The sequence below is a fragment of the Segatella copri genome (assembly GCF_019249655.2).
Classification (GTDB): Bacteria; Bacteroidota; Bacteroidia; order Bacteroidales; family Bacteroidaceae; genus Prevotella.
On record NZ_CP137557.1, the window covers coordinates 3,302,483 to 3,320,675 of the forward strand.

The 18,193-nt window shown below is 45.3% G+C and carries 9 protein-coding genes and 1 pseudogene; 2 read left to right on the plus strand and 8 right to left on the minus strand.

Features of this window, described 5'->3' with window-relative positions; genetic code table 11:
- Window positions 1-101: 101 nt before the first annotated feature.
- Entirely contained in the window at window positions 102-2,633 is a 2,532-nt protein-coding gene (gene feoB / locus KUA49_RS13575) for a ferrous iron transport protein B (protein WP_218411523.1), read from the plus strand.
- 104 nt (window positions 2,634-2,737) lie between these two features.
- Here feoB and KUA49_RS13580 read toward each other — a convergent pair whose 3' ends face one another.
- From KUA49_RS13580 to KUA49_RS13590, 3 genes are all read right to left on the minus strand, one after another.
- Window positions 2,738-5,683 (minus strand): sugar-binding domain-containing protein, encoded by a 2,946-nt coding sequence (locus tag KUA49_RS13580; protein WP_218411522.1) that lies wholly within the window; start codon window positions 5,681-5,683, stop codon window positions 2,738-2,740.
- A gap of 15 nt (window positions 5,684-5,698) precedes the next feature.
- Window positions 5,699-7,822 (minus strand): beta-galactosidase, encoded by a 2,124-nt coding sequence (locus tag KUA49_RS13585; protein WP_256624738.1) that lies wholly within the window; start codon window positions 7,820-7,822, stop codon window positions 5,699-5,701.
- 286 nt (window positions 7,823-8,108) lie between these two features.
- Complete coding sequence (locus tag KUA49_RS13590; protein WP_218411521.1) at window positions 8,109-9,278, minus strand: MFS transporter; 1,170 nt, start codon at window positions 9,276-9,278, stop codon at window positions 8,109-8,111.
- Between the two features lie 243 nt (window positions 9,279-9,521).
- Between KUA49_RS13590 and KUA49_RS13595 the strand changes: the two genes are divergently transcribed.
- Window positions 9,522-10,388 carry an SGNH/GDSL hydrolase family protein gene (locus tag KUA49_RS13595; RefSeq protein ID WP_256624737.1) on the plus strand — a complete coding sequence of 289 codons (867 nt, stop codon included), beginning with the start codon at window positions 9,522-9,524 and terminating at the stop codon, window positions 10,386-10,388.
- A 963-nt stretch (window positions 10,389-11,351) separates the two neighbouring features.
- Here KUA49_RS13595 and KUA49_RS13600 read toward each other — a convergent pair.
- From KUA49_RS13600 to ltrA, 5 genes and pseudogenes are all read right to left on the minus strand, one after another.
- Window positions 11,352-12,461 (minus strand): transposase, encoded by a 1,110-nt coding sequence (locus tag KUA49_RS13600; RefSeq protein ID WP_237474194.1) that lies wholly within the window; start codon window positions 12,459-12,461, stop codon window positions 11,352-11,354.
- 244 nt (window positions 12,462-12,705) lie between these two features.
- Window positions 12,706-13,290, minus strand: a pseudogene (locus KUA49_RS13605) (SDR family oxidoreductase); the annotation flags it as partial.
- A 17-nt stretch (window positions 13,291-13,307) separates the two neighbouring features.
- Window positions 13,308-14,036, minus strand: a complete 729-nt coding sequence (locus KUA49_RS13610) for a UpxY family transcription antiterminator (protein ID WP_117664206.1) — start codon at window positions 14,034-14,036, stop codon at window positions 13,308-13,310.
- A gap of 759 nt (window positions 14,037-14,795) precedes the next feature.
- Window positions 14,796-15,989, minus strand: a complete 1,194-nt coding sequence (locus KUA49_RS13615; protein WP_233522338.1) for a DNA methylase — start codon at window positions 15,987-15,989, stop codon at window positions 14,796-14,798.
- Window positions 15,973-17,658 (minus strand): group II intron reverse transcriptase/maturase, encoded by a 1,686-nt coding sequence (ltrA, locus tag KUA49_RS13620; RefSeq protein ID WP_049702337.1) that lies wholly within the window; start codon window positions 17,656-17,658, stop codon window positions 15,973-15,975. The genes KUA49_RS13615 and ltrA overlap by 17 nt, the downstream gene beginning before the upstream one ends.
- Between the last annotated feature and the right edge of the window lie 535 nt (window positions 17,659-18,193).

Below are 18,193 nucleotides of genomic sequence, written 5' to 3' on the forward strand. Positions count from 1 at the left end.
TGCTACCGAGTTGCAAAAAATTATTCGTAATTTTGCAGTTGAAAAGATCTAGAAAGAAAGATCAAGAAGGAAAGATTAAGAAAGATAAAGAGGAAAGATATATGAAATTATCAGAACTTAAAACAGGTGAAAGTGGAGTCATCGTCAAGGTATCCGGTCACGGTGGATTCCGCAAGAGAGTCATCGAGATGGGATTCATCAAGGGCAAGAAGGTAGATGTGCTCCTGAACGCCCCACTCCAGGACCCAGTGAAATACAAGATTATGGGTTACGAGGTGTCACTCCGACACAGCGAAGCTGACCATATCGAGGTGGTTTCCATTGATGAGGCCAAGCATGATGCAAAACTCTGCAAGGCGGAAGAAGAAGACCGCCAGCAGGTAATTGACTCTAAAGTAGTAGATTCCAGCGATAGCGACGAGCAGGCGCTCGGCGACAAGATGCTCGTGGCTGAAAGAAAAGACTCTGCCAGCAACGAAGCCTTGGCAGAACAGAAAGCAGAAAGACTCCACCGCGTCATCAACGTGGCACTGGTGGGAAATCCAAACTGCGGAAAGACTTCATTGTTCAACTTCGCATCGGGTGCTCACGAACGTGTGGGCAACTACAGCGGCGTAACCGTGGATGCCAAGGTGGGCGAAGCCGAATACAACGGCTATCACTTCAACCTGGTAGATTTGCCGGGTACCTATTCCCTTTCTGCCTACTCTCCGGAAGAGCTTTATGTGCGCAAGCAGCTCATCGAGCATACGCCGGATATCGTCATCAACGTCATCGACACCAGCAACCTGGAGCGCAACCTCTATCTCACCACCCAGTTGATAGACATGCACATCCGCATGGTCTGTGCCCTCAACATGTTTGATGAAACCGAAAAACGTGGCGATAACATCGACTACGACAAGCTGGGCGAACTCTTCGGTATCTCGATGATTCCTACCGTCTTCACCAATGGTCGAGGCGTGGATAAGCTCTTCGAGACCATCATCGAACTCTACGAAGGCAAGGAAGATTCCAGCGCTCACTATCGCCATATCCACATCAACCACGGACATGAGATAGAGCACGGCATCGAACATATCCAGAAATATCTGAAGGCAGATGATTCCATCCGCCAGCGCTACTCCACCCGATATCTTTCTATCAAGTTATTGGAGAATGATAAGCACGCCGAGGAATACGTAAGTCATCTGAAATCGGCCAAGGAAATCTTTTCAGCCCGTGACGAGGCAGCCAAGCGTGTAAAGGAAGAGACTCTGGAAGATAGCGAAACCGCCATCATGGATGCCAAATACGGTTTCATTCATGGTGCATTGCAGGAAGCAGGCTATGAACCGGGCAAGGCAAAGGATACCTATCAGGTAACCCACCTCATCGACAGCATCCTGACCAATAAATATGTAGGCTTCCCTATCTTCGTCCTCCTGCTGTTCATCATGTTCTCAGCCACCTTCGTGCTGGGCGAGATTCCTAAGGGATGGATTGAGGACGGCGTGGCATGGCTGGGCGAGTTCATCAGCAATACGATGCCTGATGGACCAGTGAAGGATATGCTGGTAGATGGTGTGATTGGTGGTGTAGGCGCCGTGATTGTGTTCCTGCCACAGATTCTCATTCTGTATTTCTTCATCTCTTACATGGAGGATTCGGGATATATGGCTCGTGCAGCCTTCATCATGGATAAGCTGATGCACAAGATGGGTCTGCATGGCAAGTCATTCATCCCTCTGATTATGGGATTCGGATGTAACGTACCTGCGGTGATGGCAACGAGAACCATCGAGAGTCACCGTTCCCGCCTGATAACGATGCTGATATTGCCATTGATGAGCTGTTCGGCTCGTCTGCCAATCTACATCATGGTTATCGGAACGTTCTTTGCCATCCAATACCGTTCGCTCATCATGGTATCGCTCTATCTCATCGGCATCTTCCTTGCCGTGATATTGAGCCGCATCTTTGCCAGTTTCGTGGTGAAAGGCGAAGATACCCCATTCGTAATGGAGCTGCCTCCTTACCGCTTCCCTACCTGGAAGGCGATAGGCCGCCATACCTGGGAAAAGGGTAAGCAGTATCTGAAGAAGATGGGTGGCATCATCCTTGTGGCAAGTATCATCGTCTGGGCATTGGGCTACTTCCCTCACAATGAGGAACTTGACAACCAGGCTCAGCAGGAGCAGAGCTATATCGGCAGAATCGGTAAGACCATCGAGCCTATCTTTACCCCACAGGGTTTCGACTGGAAACTGGATGTAGGCTTGGTATCCGGTGTGGGTGCCAAGGAGATTGTAGCCTCAACGATGGGTGTGCTCTACAGCAACAACGACAGTTTCTCTGACGATCAGGATTACAACGATGAAGACGGAAAATACGAGGTTTTGAAGAAGCAGATGACTTCTGATTTGAAGAAGACCTACGGTTACAGCGATGCCGAGGCGGAATCTAAGGCAACGCTCACCGCCTATTGCTTCCTCCTCTTCGTATTACTCTACTTCCCTTGCATCGCCACCATCGCCGCCATCAAGGGCGAGACGGGCAGTTGGAAATGGGCAGGCTTTGCCGCCGGCTACACCACGCTCCTGGCATGGGTAGTATCAGCCCTGGTCTTCCAGATAGGAAGTTTGTTCATCTAAAACATCTGGAACATATATCAAATAAAAAAAGAATATCCTGCATGCCTTTTCTTGGCACACAGGATATTCTTTTTTTTATTTGAACTTTAGCTTCAACTCATTTTTTATTTAAGCTTCGGCTTCAGTTCATCCGGAGAATCCTTGGTAAACATATTCACGGGTGGCGCCGATTTCGTGAAGAGATTTTCAATCACATGCTTATCCACCTCTATTGCCGGCTGGAAATCCTCGCTCATCATATACTTCAGGATGGCATAACGCATCTGGTTTGCCACCAGGCGATGTTCCAAGTCGCTGGTTACATCCATCGTAGTCATCAGAAGCTTGCCTCTACCCACCTTGGCTTCAATCATCATACCGAGCTTTCGACTCACGTGCCAGGTATCTATCGGTTGGATTGTCGGCTGATAATCCTTCGGGAACTCACGGAGATTCATCACCTGCGCCTTGTTCAGCAACTCCCACCAGTTCAGGTTTGCCCAGTCATCCGTAGGGAAATTTCTGAAGAGTGGATGAGCCTTGTCGATGGCAGCACCCGTGGTATGAGGCGGACGCATCTTAAACCAACTGGTATTCCAGAACACCGGCAGATAGGTTTGCTTCACATCTTCGCCCATCTTTACCTTTCCGGCAGCCAGAAGCAGCACCTTGCCGCCCTTCTGCAACACCTTCTGCGCCTTGGCATCCAGACTATCAGCAATATAGATATCCTTAAGCACCTTGGTATTCGGCATCTCTATCTGAGATGGATACACCCAGAAATCCCAATGGTTACGGGCTACAGGAGCATTGGAAGACTTCACCTGAATCTCCAAGACCAATTGCGATGGAGACGGAATATGGAGATGAGGGAAATCCAGGGATACATTGCCTAAACCGATGTTCTTACCCACAGGAAGCGAATTCTGATTATCAGCAAGCGAATTACCTGGAAGCGAAGACTTTCCTAATTTTCCTGAAGCCAAAACCTGCTGATTTTCGTCCTTCACCTCGTATGTTACCTCCGCATTCTGCAACGGCTCGTGATACGCATTATAGAGTTCCACAGGAACCTGCACCTTGTTTTCTGAAGAGAAAACGAATCTCGGGAACTTAGCCAGAGGAACGATTGGCGAACAGAACTCCGTCCAATCCTTGGCATCACAATACCCCTTTTCCTTCCAATGCACATTCAATACGCCCACAAGAGCAGTACCCTGTCCGCTATAATCATTCAAGCCCAGCAACTGGAAGCCCGCATAATCCTTGGTTCGCAGGTTGCGCTCCAAATCATACTTATATGCCAAGGTCTGCAACTTGCCGCTGGCATGAAGGAATTTCTCAGCCTGACTCGCCATACCGTTATCTCTCAGCAAATCAGAAAAGATCTCGAAGTTGCGGGCCTTATAGGCTCCCGTATATTGCGAAATCTCCTTGAAATCAGGGAAGGCGCACCACTGGCCCATCTCGTGGGTCACTCTAGGCTCGTTCACATCGAAGGTTATCGGCGTTCTGCCCTTCTGAACCACACGAACCATATCCCCATCGAAGTTGTCTTCCGATTGCGGAGCCTTTTTGTCCCAATCCAATCCGCGCGCACCACCCTTTACATGATACTCGCTCTTCGGGTCCCAAGCCCAACCGCCACCAACGGATGCACCACAATATACACGGCGCTTATCGCCAGACTTCTTCCATTCTTCCACAAAGTTGCCAACCCATTTCACCCAGTTTCCCGCAGGTTCATTGCCCGCAGCAAGCATGCAGAAGCTAGGATGATTGCCATATTTCTCAACCATTCGCTGAGTTTCCTGCATCAGATAATGGTCGATGGTCATGCCATTGCCCAACTTCACACCGTGATTTGGCCAAGATGGACCTTCGGGCTGAAGATAGATTCCCACCTGATCGGCTGCCGAGAAAGCTGCCTCGGGAGGACAATAAGAATGGAATCGCATCATATTGAGTCCATATTCCTTGCATTTTCTGAAAATACGGAGCCACGAAGCCTCATCGGTTGGCGGATAACCGGTTTCCGGGAAACAGCAGTTGCCCACGGTTCCACGCATCCAAATCTTCTTGCCGTTCATATAAAACTGTCGGCCTTCGATGGAGATCTCGCTCATACCAAAGGTGGTACTGATAGACTCCTTGCCCATCGTAGCAGTCAGGGTATAAAGATTCGGATGGAACTCATCCCAAAGCCTGATATCCTCGCCCATCGGAATAATGACGGAGAATTTTCCATCACTTTCTCTCTTTATTTTAGAAAACGAATGCTTGACGCCACTTACATCAAACTGGAAATCAGCCTTCCGGGCATTCCCCGTCACATCCATCACCACCTTAATCTGCTTGCCCTTTACATCAGGATAAACCTGTAGGTTGCGGATATACTGCTGCTGATGCGCCTGCAATTCCATTTTTCCGATGATGCCGTTCCAGTTGCCCTGGGTCTGGTCGGTTACGCTATGCGAATCCTGACCCACGCATACATTTTCTATGCCATTATACACCTTGATGCTGATTTCATTATCCTTGCCATATATAATATAAGGTGTAACATCAAACTCATGAGGCACACTCAGCGAAGAATCCCTGCCCGCCAACTTGCCGTTGATATAAACCGAAGTCTCTATATGAGGACGTTCCAGATAGAGGATGACGCGCTGCTTCTTCCACTCCTTAGGCACAAACACCGATTTGCGATACCACGCATTGCCGATGTAATGCTTCTCTGGGGTGAGGAAGAAAGGAAACTTCATGGTTCCCTTGATGCGATGCTTCCCATTCGCCAGCACTTCCTCCTGGCGATATTTCTCCATATAAGGATTGAAATAGAAGGAAGAATCATAAAGACTTCCTGTCCATTGCGTATGGGTACAGACATCATTACCCTTGCCGTTGGTGAGCATCGATCCCGGCAACTTAACTACATCCTCATAGGTAGGCGCATCTCCCTGCGAGAATCGCCATTGCCCCGAGAGGTCTATCTTATTATTAGAGCCGACGCCCTGTGCCTGCAAGGAAGCACAAGACATCAAGCCCATTATCAATACAATATTTCTCATTGATGGTTGAATCATTTATTGTTGAGTTATTTCTAATTTCACGATTTCTTCTCCCTCCTTCGTCACATCTGCTTCGCGAGGGAAATAAACCGGCATATCCTTCTGCAAAGGAAGAATGCGGAGTTCCAGCTTCTGGCAGTCGGCAGGCAGGCGCCACAATCCCATCAGGAACGGGCGACCATTATAGAAATTATCAGCCACCAGTTTGCCATCGGCATAGAGTCGGGCACAATCACCACGATATTGAATTTGCAGGAGTTTTCTGCCCTGCAGCATTTCAGGCGAAAGATGAAGCTGATAAACCGCAGCCTTCTTGAAGTCGGCATCAGACGGTTCCTCTGCCACTTTCTGCACAGCCATAGTTATCTTGCGAACGCTCTCTGCTTCCTTAATTTTCTTGAAAGAAGGAGCCAGTGACATCATTGGAACCATTTTCTTAGATTTGGAAGTCTGCGACTTTACCGAACCATTTTTCTGCTCAACCGATATTCCTTCCTTCTGCAGGAACAGATGTTCCGCCGTCTTGGAATCTACAAGATAGATGTTCTTATAAACAGGTTTGGCGATACCCTTCGCCTTCACATTCTTCAGCACCTTTCCATCCACAGCAATCTCAGTAGGAATACCCTTGATCTGTTCCAGATAGATTTTTCCATCCCGCTTGGCTATCAACTGTGCCGTAGCGTATCGGATGCCATCGATATTTACCGGGAAGATGCACATCGCACCGGCAGGAACAGTCATCGGACGCTGAGGAAACTTCATTCCGCAGACATCAAACTGCACATTCTTCTTGGCAGACAACTGCTGCAATCGCTCATAGTTATTAATGAAAACAAAACCGCTCTTATCTTTAGAACGAAGCGACCAGCGAAGATGAGAATCATCACCCTTCTCTATATCCTGACTGCATGGGAAGCTAGACTCCATCGGAGCCAGCACTTCTGCATAATCATGCATAAAGAGATGCAGTTTGCGGAGCATGAAATAATGAGGATTCTTCTGTCCGAATTCACCCAATGGCGCCTGGAAATCATACGTCTTTACCGGCATATCATTATAATTAGTAGCCTGAGTGCGCTGATTTTCATTCAGATAAACCGCACTACCATCGTCCAGATTACCCGGCATCATCGCAGTAGGATTGGTTCCGCCATGATACATATAATATCCCAGCAGATTGCTTCCGCTACCCAACTTGACGATAGCCAGCGAATATGCATCTTCCGGATAAATATACGGACGGCGATGATAGGAAGTCATCATACCTCCACCCAGTTCGCAGGTGAAATAAGGATAGGCTTCATCCCCCTTGTTAATCTTCGCCTCTTGTTTGCCAAGCTGTTCGGTGGCAATCGCCGTACTGCTTCGGAAAGCCTTGAAGTTGAAAGCCTTGTAGTAATTACCAGCAGTCTCCTTCAGGCTGCGCTCCCAGAAGCCATCGGCATAGTCGCCATAAAGCGGAACCATCTCGCCGAAAGGCACCGGCGTTTTCAGTTCAGGCCATCCAGTACGGGTATAGAAAGGCAAATCGAAACCTATCTGCTGGACTATCTTCTTCAGCGCCATCAGATAACTACCCCTGCCACGATATTCATTATCAAACTGTGCCGCAACTACCGGACCACCATCTTTCCATTGTAACCCCTGCACCTGCGAATAAATCTGACGATAAAGTTCGGATGTATATTTCAGGAAAGTGGTATTCTCCTCTCTCATCTTGCATCCCTTGGTAAACATCCAGTCAGGTATGCCACCATTGCGAACCTCGCCATGGCAGAAAGGGCCCAGTCGGAGAACCACTGGCATCTCTTCCTGCTTACATATCTCAAGAAAACCACGAAGATTGCGCTGTCCACTCCAGTTGAACACCCCTTCTACTTCCTCCACATGGTTCCAGAACACATAGGCAGCAATCATGGTAACGCCACCCTCCTTCATCTTCCTCACTTCCTCTCTCCACTCATTCTGAGGGATTCGAGAATAATGTACCTCGCCCATCACCGGCACCACTCGCTTGCCATCGAAGATAAGACTATGCTTATCCCATCGGATGGATTGCTGAGGAATCTGCGCTTGGACAGCCATCGAGCAAATTGTCAGGAACGACATCGCTGCAAATAATGTTTTAGTCTTCATTTCCATTTATAGTGTTTTTGTTATTTTATAGAGTTTTTGTTATTTGTGGGCAAAATTACAAATTTTAAAGCAATATTTACCTATAATTTTGTACAATAAACATAGATATTCTTCTTATTCATTGTTTTTCGTTGTTTTTTCGGTCACAATAGAATCCATACCAATTATTATCAGCAATATTCCTTGCTTATTTTATTGATAACAAAAAACCGTGGATGCATGGAGCATCCACGGTTTTTTGTATTTTATTCAGATATTCATCTTGTTTTCAAGATATTCATCTCATTCAAGATATTCTCTTTCCTACCTTTGCGGCAACAAACGCAATCATCAAGCCCAGGCAGGCGGCAATGCTGATGGCTATGCGGAGACCGGTGGCTTCAGCAAGCCATCCGATAACCGGTGGTCCTACCAGAAAACCGAAGAAACTGATGCTCGAAACGATGGTGATGGCAATGCTAGCCTTGATGGTTCCGAGTTTTCCGGCGATACTGTAACAGATAGGAACCGATGAAGAGATGCCGAAACCTACCAGCAGGAAGCCCAAGGTGGCAGGAATCAGATAAGGCAAGGCAGCTGCCAGCCACAAACCACCCACAATCAAACCACCACAAACCTTCAACACCTTGGATGGTCCGTATTTCGTTACGAAACCATCGGCCATGAATCTGCCCAGAGTCATCGCTCCCATGCCAGCCACATAGCCCGCACGGATAAAAGCCTCATCGGGTTTCACTACAGATGAGAAATACACACCACTCCAATCGTAAACAGTTCCTTCACAGAACATGCCGGCAAATCCCATCAATCCCAGGAGGAACAGAATCGGGTCAATGGTCTTGAAAGAGAACTTCGGCACATCCTCCTCTTCTGCCTTCGCCGTAGCATCATCTACAAGAAAACGGAATCCGATGGCGATGATAAGAAGACTCATCGCCAGGATGGCTCCAAAGTGAACCTCTATCGGAAGCAGGGTATTGGCAAAGACGGCTCCGATGATACCACCCGCAAAACCGCCCAGGCTCCACAAACCATGAAACGACGACATGATGTTGCGCCCATACATCTTCTCTACCAGGCAAGCCTGGGTATTGGTGGCGATGTTCATCAGATTCGCCATCATTCCGAAAGCCATCAGACTCAATATCAAATTGAAAACCGTAGTGCTGCTTCCTATGCAGAAGAGCACCAATGCATAGAGAATTTCAGATAAGGCAAGCATCCTCTTGCTGCCAAACCTGCTCACCAAGACACCCGAGAAAGCCATCATCAGAAGCTGACCGATAGGAATGGCGAAAAGCACCGATCCCAACTGTCCGTTGCTCAAGTGCAACATCTGCTTTACATCCGGAATGCGGCTTGCCCAACTGGCAAACACCACGCCCGGCACAAAATAATAAGCTGCAACAGCCACTCGCTTACGGGTTAAATCTCCCAAATTGCTCAAACTATTCATATTACTCAAACTTATAGTCATCCTTCTTAATACCTTATTTTATATACCCTATTTTATATACCTTAATTAATATGCCTATTTATATGCTTATTTATATGCCTATTTATATACTTATTTATATTTGCGGCTGCAAAATTACAAAAAAATGCAGAAAAACACCGATATTTGAACAAAAAATGTAGCTTTGTTTAAGAAATTAGCCGTAACTTTGCACTCAGAAAAAGATTTAAAAACAAACTAGCAATGAAGAAACAGACAATGATTACCCTGGCACTCGCCTTGACTTTAGCGATGCCAGCCATGCCCGCCTTCGCTCAGAAGGCGATGAGCAAGAAAGAAATCGCCGAAAAGGAAAAGGCTTTCAAGAACCTCCAGCATCCCTGGAAGGGAAAGAAGGTGGCTTACTTCGGCGACTCCATCACCGATCCAAGAATCAAGGCATCGAAGGTGAAATACTGGGGATTCCTGCAGGATTGGCTCGGTATTACCCCCTACGTTTATGGCGTGAGCGGCAGACAGTGGAACGATATTCCCCGACAGGCTGATCTACTCCAGAAAGAGCATGGTGATGATTTCGATGCCATTCTCATCTTTATGGGTACCAACGATTACAACAATGGTGTACCTATCGGTGAATGGTATGAGGAGACTTTCGACAGCGTAAGGGTAGCCCTTCACAAGCCAAGCGAAATGGTTCAGCGTCGCCATCGTCATTTTGCCATGGATAAGAACACCTTGAAAGGTCGCATCAACATAGCCATGTCGAAGTTGAAGCAAATGTATCCTACCAAGCAAATCGTGGTGATGACTCCTATCCATCGTGCTTACTTTGGAAGCAGCGACAAGAACATCCAGCCCGACGAGATGTACGAGAATGCCCGTGGCATTTTCTTCGATGAATACGTGAAGGCGATTAAGGAAGTGGGCAATGTGTGGGCGGTACCGGTCATTGACCTCAACTCCCTTTCGGGTCTCTTCCCTCTTTACGATGCTGGTGCCCAGATGTTCAACAAGCCGAATACCGACCGTCTTCATCCTAATGATGCCGGCCACTCGCGCATGGCGAAGACCATCATGCAGCAGCTCTCTGCATTGCCTTGCGATTTCTAGAAATATCGTAAATAATTGCGGGAAGCATCGCAAGTACTTAAGAGAAGCATCGTAAATACTTAAGAGAAGCATCGTAAGTACTTGCGAGAAACATCGTAAGAACTTGCCCGAAACTATGAGGATTTGTGCCCGGAATTATGAGCAAACACGCCCGAAACTATGAGCAAATGTAACCGATATTCCCGGGCAAAAGTGCCCAGAGCCTCGGGCACAATTGGGCAATATTTCGGGGCACATTCCTCTAGCTTTGGGGACAATATCAAGATATACCTATTTTATTACCACGAATTAGACAACTACCTGATTCTATGCCGATTACAGAAGAATAAGCAAAAATAAGGCGTGGCAATGCGTGGTAATAAGTGGCAATAAAAGCACTGCTTATTACCACGCGTTATTTTCTGTATATCAAACACTTACACATCAGCGTGGTAGAAGTGGCATTAAATTAGAAAAAACTTTTTCGGTTCTTCTCAAATTTTAGTACAAAGCCCCAATTTTTATATGAAGGAGCAATATTTTTGAGAAAGTTTAATATAAAAAATTAGCGATTGTCTCCAAAAATATGTAAGTTTAAAGTGATCATAAAATATGACTTACAATGGATACAATCGCTAACAGATGCAAAATTATAAAAAAGATAAGGAACAACCAAATAAAATCCGATATAAATGCTTCTATGGCCGGAGAAAAACTTCTTATGGACATTTTTCCTGCCATTGATGGCTTTTTTATCACAAGTTGTGACTTCTCTTCCACGGAACTCAAAATGGTTCTCGTGAGTACGGCTACCCATGCCTTCTGCGACCGTTGTGGCCAGAAAACCACTCATACCCGTGGCTGGCAAAAGAGAACGGTCACGATGTGTCCTTTAGGGTGTAAACGGTTTGTTCTCACCCTTTACATGCGCCGTTTTTACTGCCAGTCTGATAAACAATAGTTCGTTAAAATTTGAGATAATGGCTAAGCAGCTTTACGTTGCCAGCCAAAGAGTTCTTTGATAGTATGACTAATTAACTTTCGGTTCGGTATTCTCCGACACTTGTTGAAAATTAATTTAGCGATGTATGTGCTTGCCATAATCTCCTTGAAAGAAGCCATGGAATACGGCAATTCATTTTCCTTCATCATCACTTTCGCAACATTCTGTGATGCGAATGATGCATTATAGGAAAAGTCCAACTGGTTCTTGTGTCTTGCTTGGCAATGCGTAAGACCAGTATATTGCTTTGCATCGCGAAAACAAAACTCTATTTGGAATCTTGAGCGGTATGTGCGCAACACTTCCTCACCCGACATGGATGTCTTTGTTGAGAAGAAAAGCTTGTGTTTTCCGTTCGGCATAACCCAAATGACAAGGCGCACTTTCTGCTTCAATGCCTTTGAATAGGCTATGAGTGTGTAGGCTGTGCCTTCAAGTCCTTCAATATGCAACTCTGCCATACGTGTGAGGTCAAGTTTCTTGTAGTTGATTTTTCCGTCAAGTGTCTTGGGACGTCCAGGCTTATTGGAACGAGGTCCCGTATACACATAATATAGGCTCGCAGTATCCCTGAAGCGGCTGACAAGATGGAAACCGCACTCTTTGATTCCGTCCACAAACGGACGGATAGAGAAGAAAGCGTCAGCGACAACAATATCGGTGACCTTCAACAAATCCTTCTTATAACGCTTGATGACCGCTATGTAATGTTGCACGAGAGTCATGTTACGCATTTTCAATTCTCCAGTAGATGGAGTCTGATGGGCGCGCAGCATCATGCAACTGTTGGCATGGACATCGACAAGTGCAAGCCCCATGATTTCAAGCCCATGCTTCATGGAACTTGCACAACCGGACCAGAAAGTACCGATATGCGGAGTCTTCTTACCCGACTTGCTGATGTAGCTCGGATCGATGGCTATAGCCAATAGACCATCCATATTCAAGTAACGTCGGCATAGGGCAAGGTTGAACTTCACCCAGTCTATGCATTTAGCACGACCACGGTTGAAGTTCGTTCTGTAGGTCTGCTCACAATGGGTGCCGTAACGCTCCATTTGAGTGAAATTTATCTTTCTTTGTATCGTCATGTACAATAAAAGTATTTCCAAGAGTAGACTCTCGAAAGTTTTGCTTAACTTTGCAGATGAACTTTTGATAGCATCTCTGCATATTTCCGTATATTGGTTGAGTGGTTCTGATGTCATATAACTTTGAGCTTAGAGAACTATAAAGTTACTGATAATCAGCCACTTAACCAAATTTTATTAGTTATATTACGTTAATTAACTCTCTCATTTTCAATCGATTACATAAGAATTAACAGAGTATTGGTGGTAAATCCTTAGTCATATCTGTTTGTATGAAACCTGGAGCCACTGCATTCACTGTGATGTTACGAGGGGCTACTTCTTGAGCTAAAGCTTTTGTCGCTCCTATTAGCGCTGCTTTTGCAGTACTATAATTTACCTGACCTACCATTCCTTTCAAACCAGAAAGCGATGACATGTTTATAATTCTTCCACCTCGTTTACGAGGCATCATATGTTTCAATAGGCGTCTTGTGATATAGAAAAAGCCGTTAAGATTTGTGTTAAGTACATCATGCCATTCCTCATTAGCCATCATAAACATAACATTGTCTCGACGAATACCTGCATTGTTTACTAACACAGAAATATAATCATCAGGATGTCTTTGCTCCCACAGGTCAATCGCATTTTCTATAGATTGTGAATCTGCAACATCAAAAGGTAGCAACTCTGCATAACCTCCGTTCGCCTCAATTAGTTCCTTTACCTCATTAGCACTTTCGGAATTAGAATGATAATTGATTATGACAGGATACTCATTTGCTAAGCGCAAAGCCACTGCACGTCCTATACCTCGCGAGGCTCCTGTTACTAAAGCATATTTCATATTTATTAATTGTTTTATTATATTTTTTGAAGAAACGCACTTGGTATATAGGCTGTGGCCATTGTTACCAAATCATCTACTACCACGCCTACTCTCTGTTGCCCCTGCCAGCGTGCAACTATTCCAACCACCCCTTTGAATACACCATCAATAACCTTTACCAACTGTCCTTTCTCGAACTTTGGCACTTCGACTAATGACACGATTGTATTATCCGCATCGGCAGCACAGATGATTTTGAGACTTTCCATCTGATAGTCTGGAACTATCATAGGAACCTTCTCTATTCTGCGCCCAACGTGGACGTGACGATAGTAAAAACGAAGGAATGGGAGATTTACGTTGTCGTAAACAAAGGTTTTGAGTTGTTCTTCGGTACCGTAGGCGAAGAAGATGTTGGGTAAACGTGACTCGATAACAATTTTGCGCTTACCTTTTATAAGTTTCACTACCTCGGTGGTAGGATAGAAAGCCGTGATGCCTTTGGCGGTCATATAGTCGTATGCTTTTTTCTCTCTACCATAGGTGGTGCGTAAAGCATACCAATGAGGAATTTCTTCCTCTTTTTGCGCTTTAGACTTACTTGCTATATGGGCATTTCTGGTGGACACCCCTGTTTGTGAACTCTCGGCGGAAACTGTGCTTTGAGCTTCGGGGAGGGCGTTGGAGGTAAGTCCAGCGCAAGGAGGGAATTCACCTCCTCCTGAGGTGTGTACATCTTCTGATGTCCATTCATCGACTTTCATATCGGTGCTAACTTTTTTCTAGACAGAAATCCGTTAAATTGCGACAAAAAAAGCGTGGAATCGTCCTGTTGTCCATTCCACTTCCTGAGGCTCTAGCAATTGCCTATCATAGTTGAACAGACAACGTCAGAGCCCACGCCGATATGAAAATCATGTCCGTGTAAAGAGACCTATATAATACATTTGATTGCGCCCGAAAGGGTACAATCTATGCTTACAAGGTCTCCACGGGATTGAAATAATCACACCCGGGACATCTACCGTTGACCATATTCAAGACTATGATTAACTGTTAATTTGCTAGATTACAGGAAGTCTTAAACACAGCGTCGATAAACGCCTTCCATTATGTCTGGATTGCTTTCCCACCCAAAGCCCGCTTTCGTATAGATATGTCATGGTTGACTTCACTACACTCAGCACGGCGTAGGCTGCCGACTCGGTTATCATGAAAGAACTCGTCTTACAGCGACAACTGCGGTCTGGCTATACAATCCGACTGCAAAAATACGAAAATTTATTGAGAAAAGACAAGAAATGGCAGGAATTATAAATACTGCAACACAAATTTAAGACTATTTAAGCCTAATCGCTTTAATATCTCAGAAATTTTGTATAAACAAATACTGTTTTTCATTACTTTGATATCAAAATGTGAACGAAGAACTATCTGTGTTTAGATAATTTATATAGTATTAAGAAAAAGTAGTAGCAAACAAACTCATAATAAGTTTGCTTGCCACTTTATAAATAGACCAATTAAAGACCAATTCGGACCTTCCTTTCTTGTTGTACTATAGTATCTGCGTAGAATTCTCCCGATTTGATAGTGTTGTTTTCTTTTTGAGGTTTATCACTTATATCCTTTTCTTGAACAGGTGGTGCCAATTCTAACTGTATTTTTCTATCCAATGCTGCCAGTTCCGTCTTCAGACTTTTCAGCTCTTCTTCTCTCTTCCAGACCTTGGAAGCAATTTCCTTTAGTTGCGGTATCTCCTTCTCCAGTGTCCTGCATCTTGAATCATACTGTTCAATGTACCCTTGTATCTTCTGCAGGGCATTCACAAAGTTATTTGCCGCAGCTATCGGGTCAGACTTGGCGAGATGTCCGTTGTTGTACTGATACTTGTAATGGCCCTCAACAACAAAGCGGTTATCAACGAAGGGAAGACCGCTCTCAAAGCTTGTCTCGCTTACGACCTTGATAGGAAATCCATAAATTGCACCTATTTCCTTGTATTCCCCATCTGTCCTTTCCGTTTTTGCCATCCTTTGAAGCTGTTTGCCTATCACTTCCAGATTATTGGACTCGAGACCGTTAAGGGTGATGAGATTGAGAATATTCCCGTCCATATCCTTCTTTGCCTGACTCATAAACTTGTCATAGTCCGCTGTCATGCCTTTGAGTATAGTCCGATTGCCGTCCAGCTCTTCTGACTTTGACTTCAGTTTCTGTTCCGAATCACGCTTGCCCCTGTTGAACGATTTGCGCTCACCCTCCAGAGAAGCAATCTTCTTCTCCAGCTTTGCCTTGTCAAGCAAGTCGGTATTTCCGGAGAGAATAGCCATATACTCGGAAAAATTCATGCCCGATTTCTCGTCCATCGCTCCCTCGTCAATGGTTCTCGCCCCCAAGGCTCCGCTTTTCAACTGCGAGATAAAAGTCTGCTTGCAGTGCAGGAGGTTAAACTTGTACGAGTCAAGCGACTTTTCCACCGCATAGATGATGACATCCACCTTGTTGTCGGCATAGATTTTGGCAATCTCGTTGCCGGCACGCACACCTCGACCGTCACGCTGTGCCAAGTCTGACGGTCGATCGGGTAGGTCAAGGGCATTGCTGCCCTCTTCCCCCCTAAGAACCGTACATGAGAGTTTCCCCTCATACGGCTCAAGCTTTTCTAAGCCTCTGTTTGTATGCAGAGACCGGCTCAAACTACTTCTTGTTTCCATTTGATTTGCGGGATAATTTAAAACATTCATCATGAACCAACAGATTGCATTTCTTTCCGTTTTGAACGGTTGGCATGACATTCCATGCCTTGTGCGTATCAATAGGCTCACCGCATATAGGACATTTGCGTCCTTGCTTTTCCCATAGGTACAGCAGTGACTTGCGTCCTTTTAGCGTAACAAGCATTTTCGACTTCTTTCTTTTATAGAAGTACAGACGACAGTCTGCATCAAACGGGTTCATGTCTCCTTTAATCTGCGTGTATTGCAGGAATGGAAACGATGAAGTCAGAGACAATAATGTCAATTGGTCTTCCTTTCCGTTTGGTTTCTTGAATTTTGAAGCGAAAGTCCATTTGTTCCCTCGAATGTCATGCCAATATCGGTCTTTTATCCACCGTTTCCCTTTCTTGGAATGACGGCGTTTTGCCCATTGCCATAGTGAGAGGAATATCTGATGGTCGATTCTGTGAAATGAATCACGTGTCGCCCCATGCTGATAATAACCTCCCCATCCTCGGATTTTAGAGTTCAACATTCTGATTAACGACTCCTGTCTGCAACCCTTGTTCTCCTTAATTACCTTACGGATATTCTCCATAAAGCGTTTCTCGGATTTCTTTGTCGGCTTGGTCAATATGTCCTTGCCGTATTTGCGGATATTAAAGCCAAGAAAATCAAAACCGTCATGCACGTTGGTTATCACCGTCTTTTCCTCTGATAAGGTCAGACCTCTTTCAGACATAAATTCAGCAACCAATGGCTTGATTTCATTTTCAAGAGTTTCCTTGTTCTCGCAAGTGATGATAAAATCATCCGCATAACGTACAAGGTTCACCATTGGTGAATACAACTTACCATTAACATGATGGCGCTTATATCTATCTGCAAGAGCTTTCTGCAATCCGTCCAAAGTCATATTGGCAAGTGTCGGAGAAATTATACCACCTTGCGGTGTTCCTTCCTCGGTCGGGAACATTTGCTTGTTGAAAACATAGCCACATTTCAACCATTTTCGGAGTATTGCCTTATCCATTGGGATATTGGCAAGTAACCACTCATGGCTGATATGGTCAAAACACCCTTTTATGTCACCCTCCAAAATCCATTCGGGAGAATATCCCTTTCGGAGAATGTTATGACATTGCTGTATTGCATCCATACAGCAGCGTTCCTTGCGGAAACCGTATGAACGAGTATCAGCTGTAGTTTCTGATACAGGCTCCAATGCCATAAGATAGAGTGCTTGCATGGCTCTGTCTTTCATTGTCGGTATTCCCAACGGTCGCAGTTTGCCGTTGCTCTTCTTGATATGAACTCTTCTCAGCGGCATTGGCTGGTAGCCTCTGCGTTTGAGTTGGGTTATTGCTTGCATTTTAGCTTTAGGGGTATCCCATATTTCTTTGTCAACCCCAGGAGTACAACCACCCCCGTTAGAAGTAACCCTCTTTACGGCTAAGGCTTTTGCGTAAAAAGAGTGGGTAAGCGTCCATTGCAAGGCTTTCACCTTGTTATGTCTGCCTTCCTTCTGAGCCTTTACAATACGAGCTTGAAGCTTCTTAACAGCTTGCTCCGCCTTAGTCCAGTCTATTCTGTCCCAATTTGATTGCAGGTTGTCAGTCGGCGCACACGATTGGTCGAGGAGATTTTCTTTGATTTTATCGTTCATTTGCATTCCTACTTTAAAAAGTTCTAAAAGTTTATTGTAAAGAATTACCATTTGGCTAATGTTGGGTATTTGCCTCCCAAACATTACCACAGAAGTCTGCCCACTTTCGTGGTAGGTTGATGTTGTCCCTTGTCAACTCGTGATAAGTGGCTCAAACCCTATCCGTCCCATTACAGAACGGCATTCGCTTTCTCTGTTATCTTATACCTGCACATCATTCAGCATCCATTACTTTCAGCTTACCTGTCTTTTGTCTGACAGGAGATGTACAGGCTTACCATGTTCCACATAGATAACTAACGGATAGGTTAGGTTCTGTCTCATCCTCCGACGGTCTTTACATCCGTGTAATCCTACCATGGAGAGGATTATCTGACCGCATCCCATTTTGGGTAGAGTGTATCAGTATCTTGCACTCTTTTACGACATTACGAAGTTTACTAACAGTTCGCTTACGCTAACCATACTATCCAGCCTCGCCACTCTACGGTATGATACTAACCATACTTGACTTCCCCTCACGGTTCTGTCTTGT

What these genes read in the sequence shown, in the direction of transcription:
- feoB (WP_218411523.1), top strand. Translation starts at nt 102, where the DNA reads ATGAAATTATCAGAACTTAAAACAGGTGAAAGTGGAGTCATCGTCAAG.
- ltrA (WP_049702337.1), bottom strand. Translation starts at nt 17,658, where the DNA reads ATGAACGATAAAATCAAAGAAAATCTCCTCGACCAATCGTGTGCGCCG.
- KUA49_RS13585 (WP_256624738.1), bottom strand. Translation starts at nt 7,822, where the DNA reads ATGAAGACTAAAACATTATTTGCAGCGATGTCGTTCCTGACAATTTGC.
- KUA49_RS13610 (WP_117664206.1), bottom strand. Translation starts at nt 14,036, where the DNA reads ATGAAAGTCGATGAATGGACATCAGAAGATGTACACACCTCAGGAGGA.
- KUA49_RS13615 (WP_233522338.1), bottom strand. Translation starts at nt 15,989, where the DNA reads ATGGAAACAAGAAGTAGTTTGAGCCGGTCTCTGCATACAAACAGAGGC.
- KUA49_RS13595 (WP_256624737.1), top strand. Translation starts at nt 9,522, where the DNA reads ATGAAGAAACAGACAATGATTACCCTGGCACTCGCCTTGACTTTAGCG.
- KUA49_RS13590 (WP_218411521.1), bottom strand. Translation starts at nt 9,278, where the DNA reads ATGAATAGTTTGAGCAATTTGGGAGATTTAACCCGTAAGCGAGTGGCT.
- KUA49_RS13580 (WP_218411522.1), bottom strand. Translation starts at nt 5,683, where the DNA reads ATGAGAAATATTGTATTGATAATGGGCTTGATGTCTTGTGCTTCCTTG.
- KUA49_RS13600 (WP_237474194.1), bottom strand. Translation starts at nt 12,461, where the DNA reads ATGACGATACAAAGAAAGATAAATTTCACTCAAATGGAGCGTTACGGC.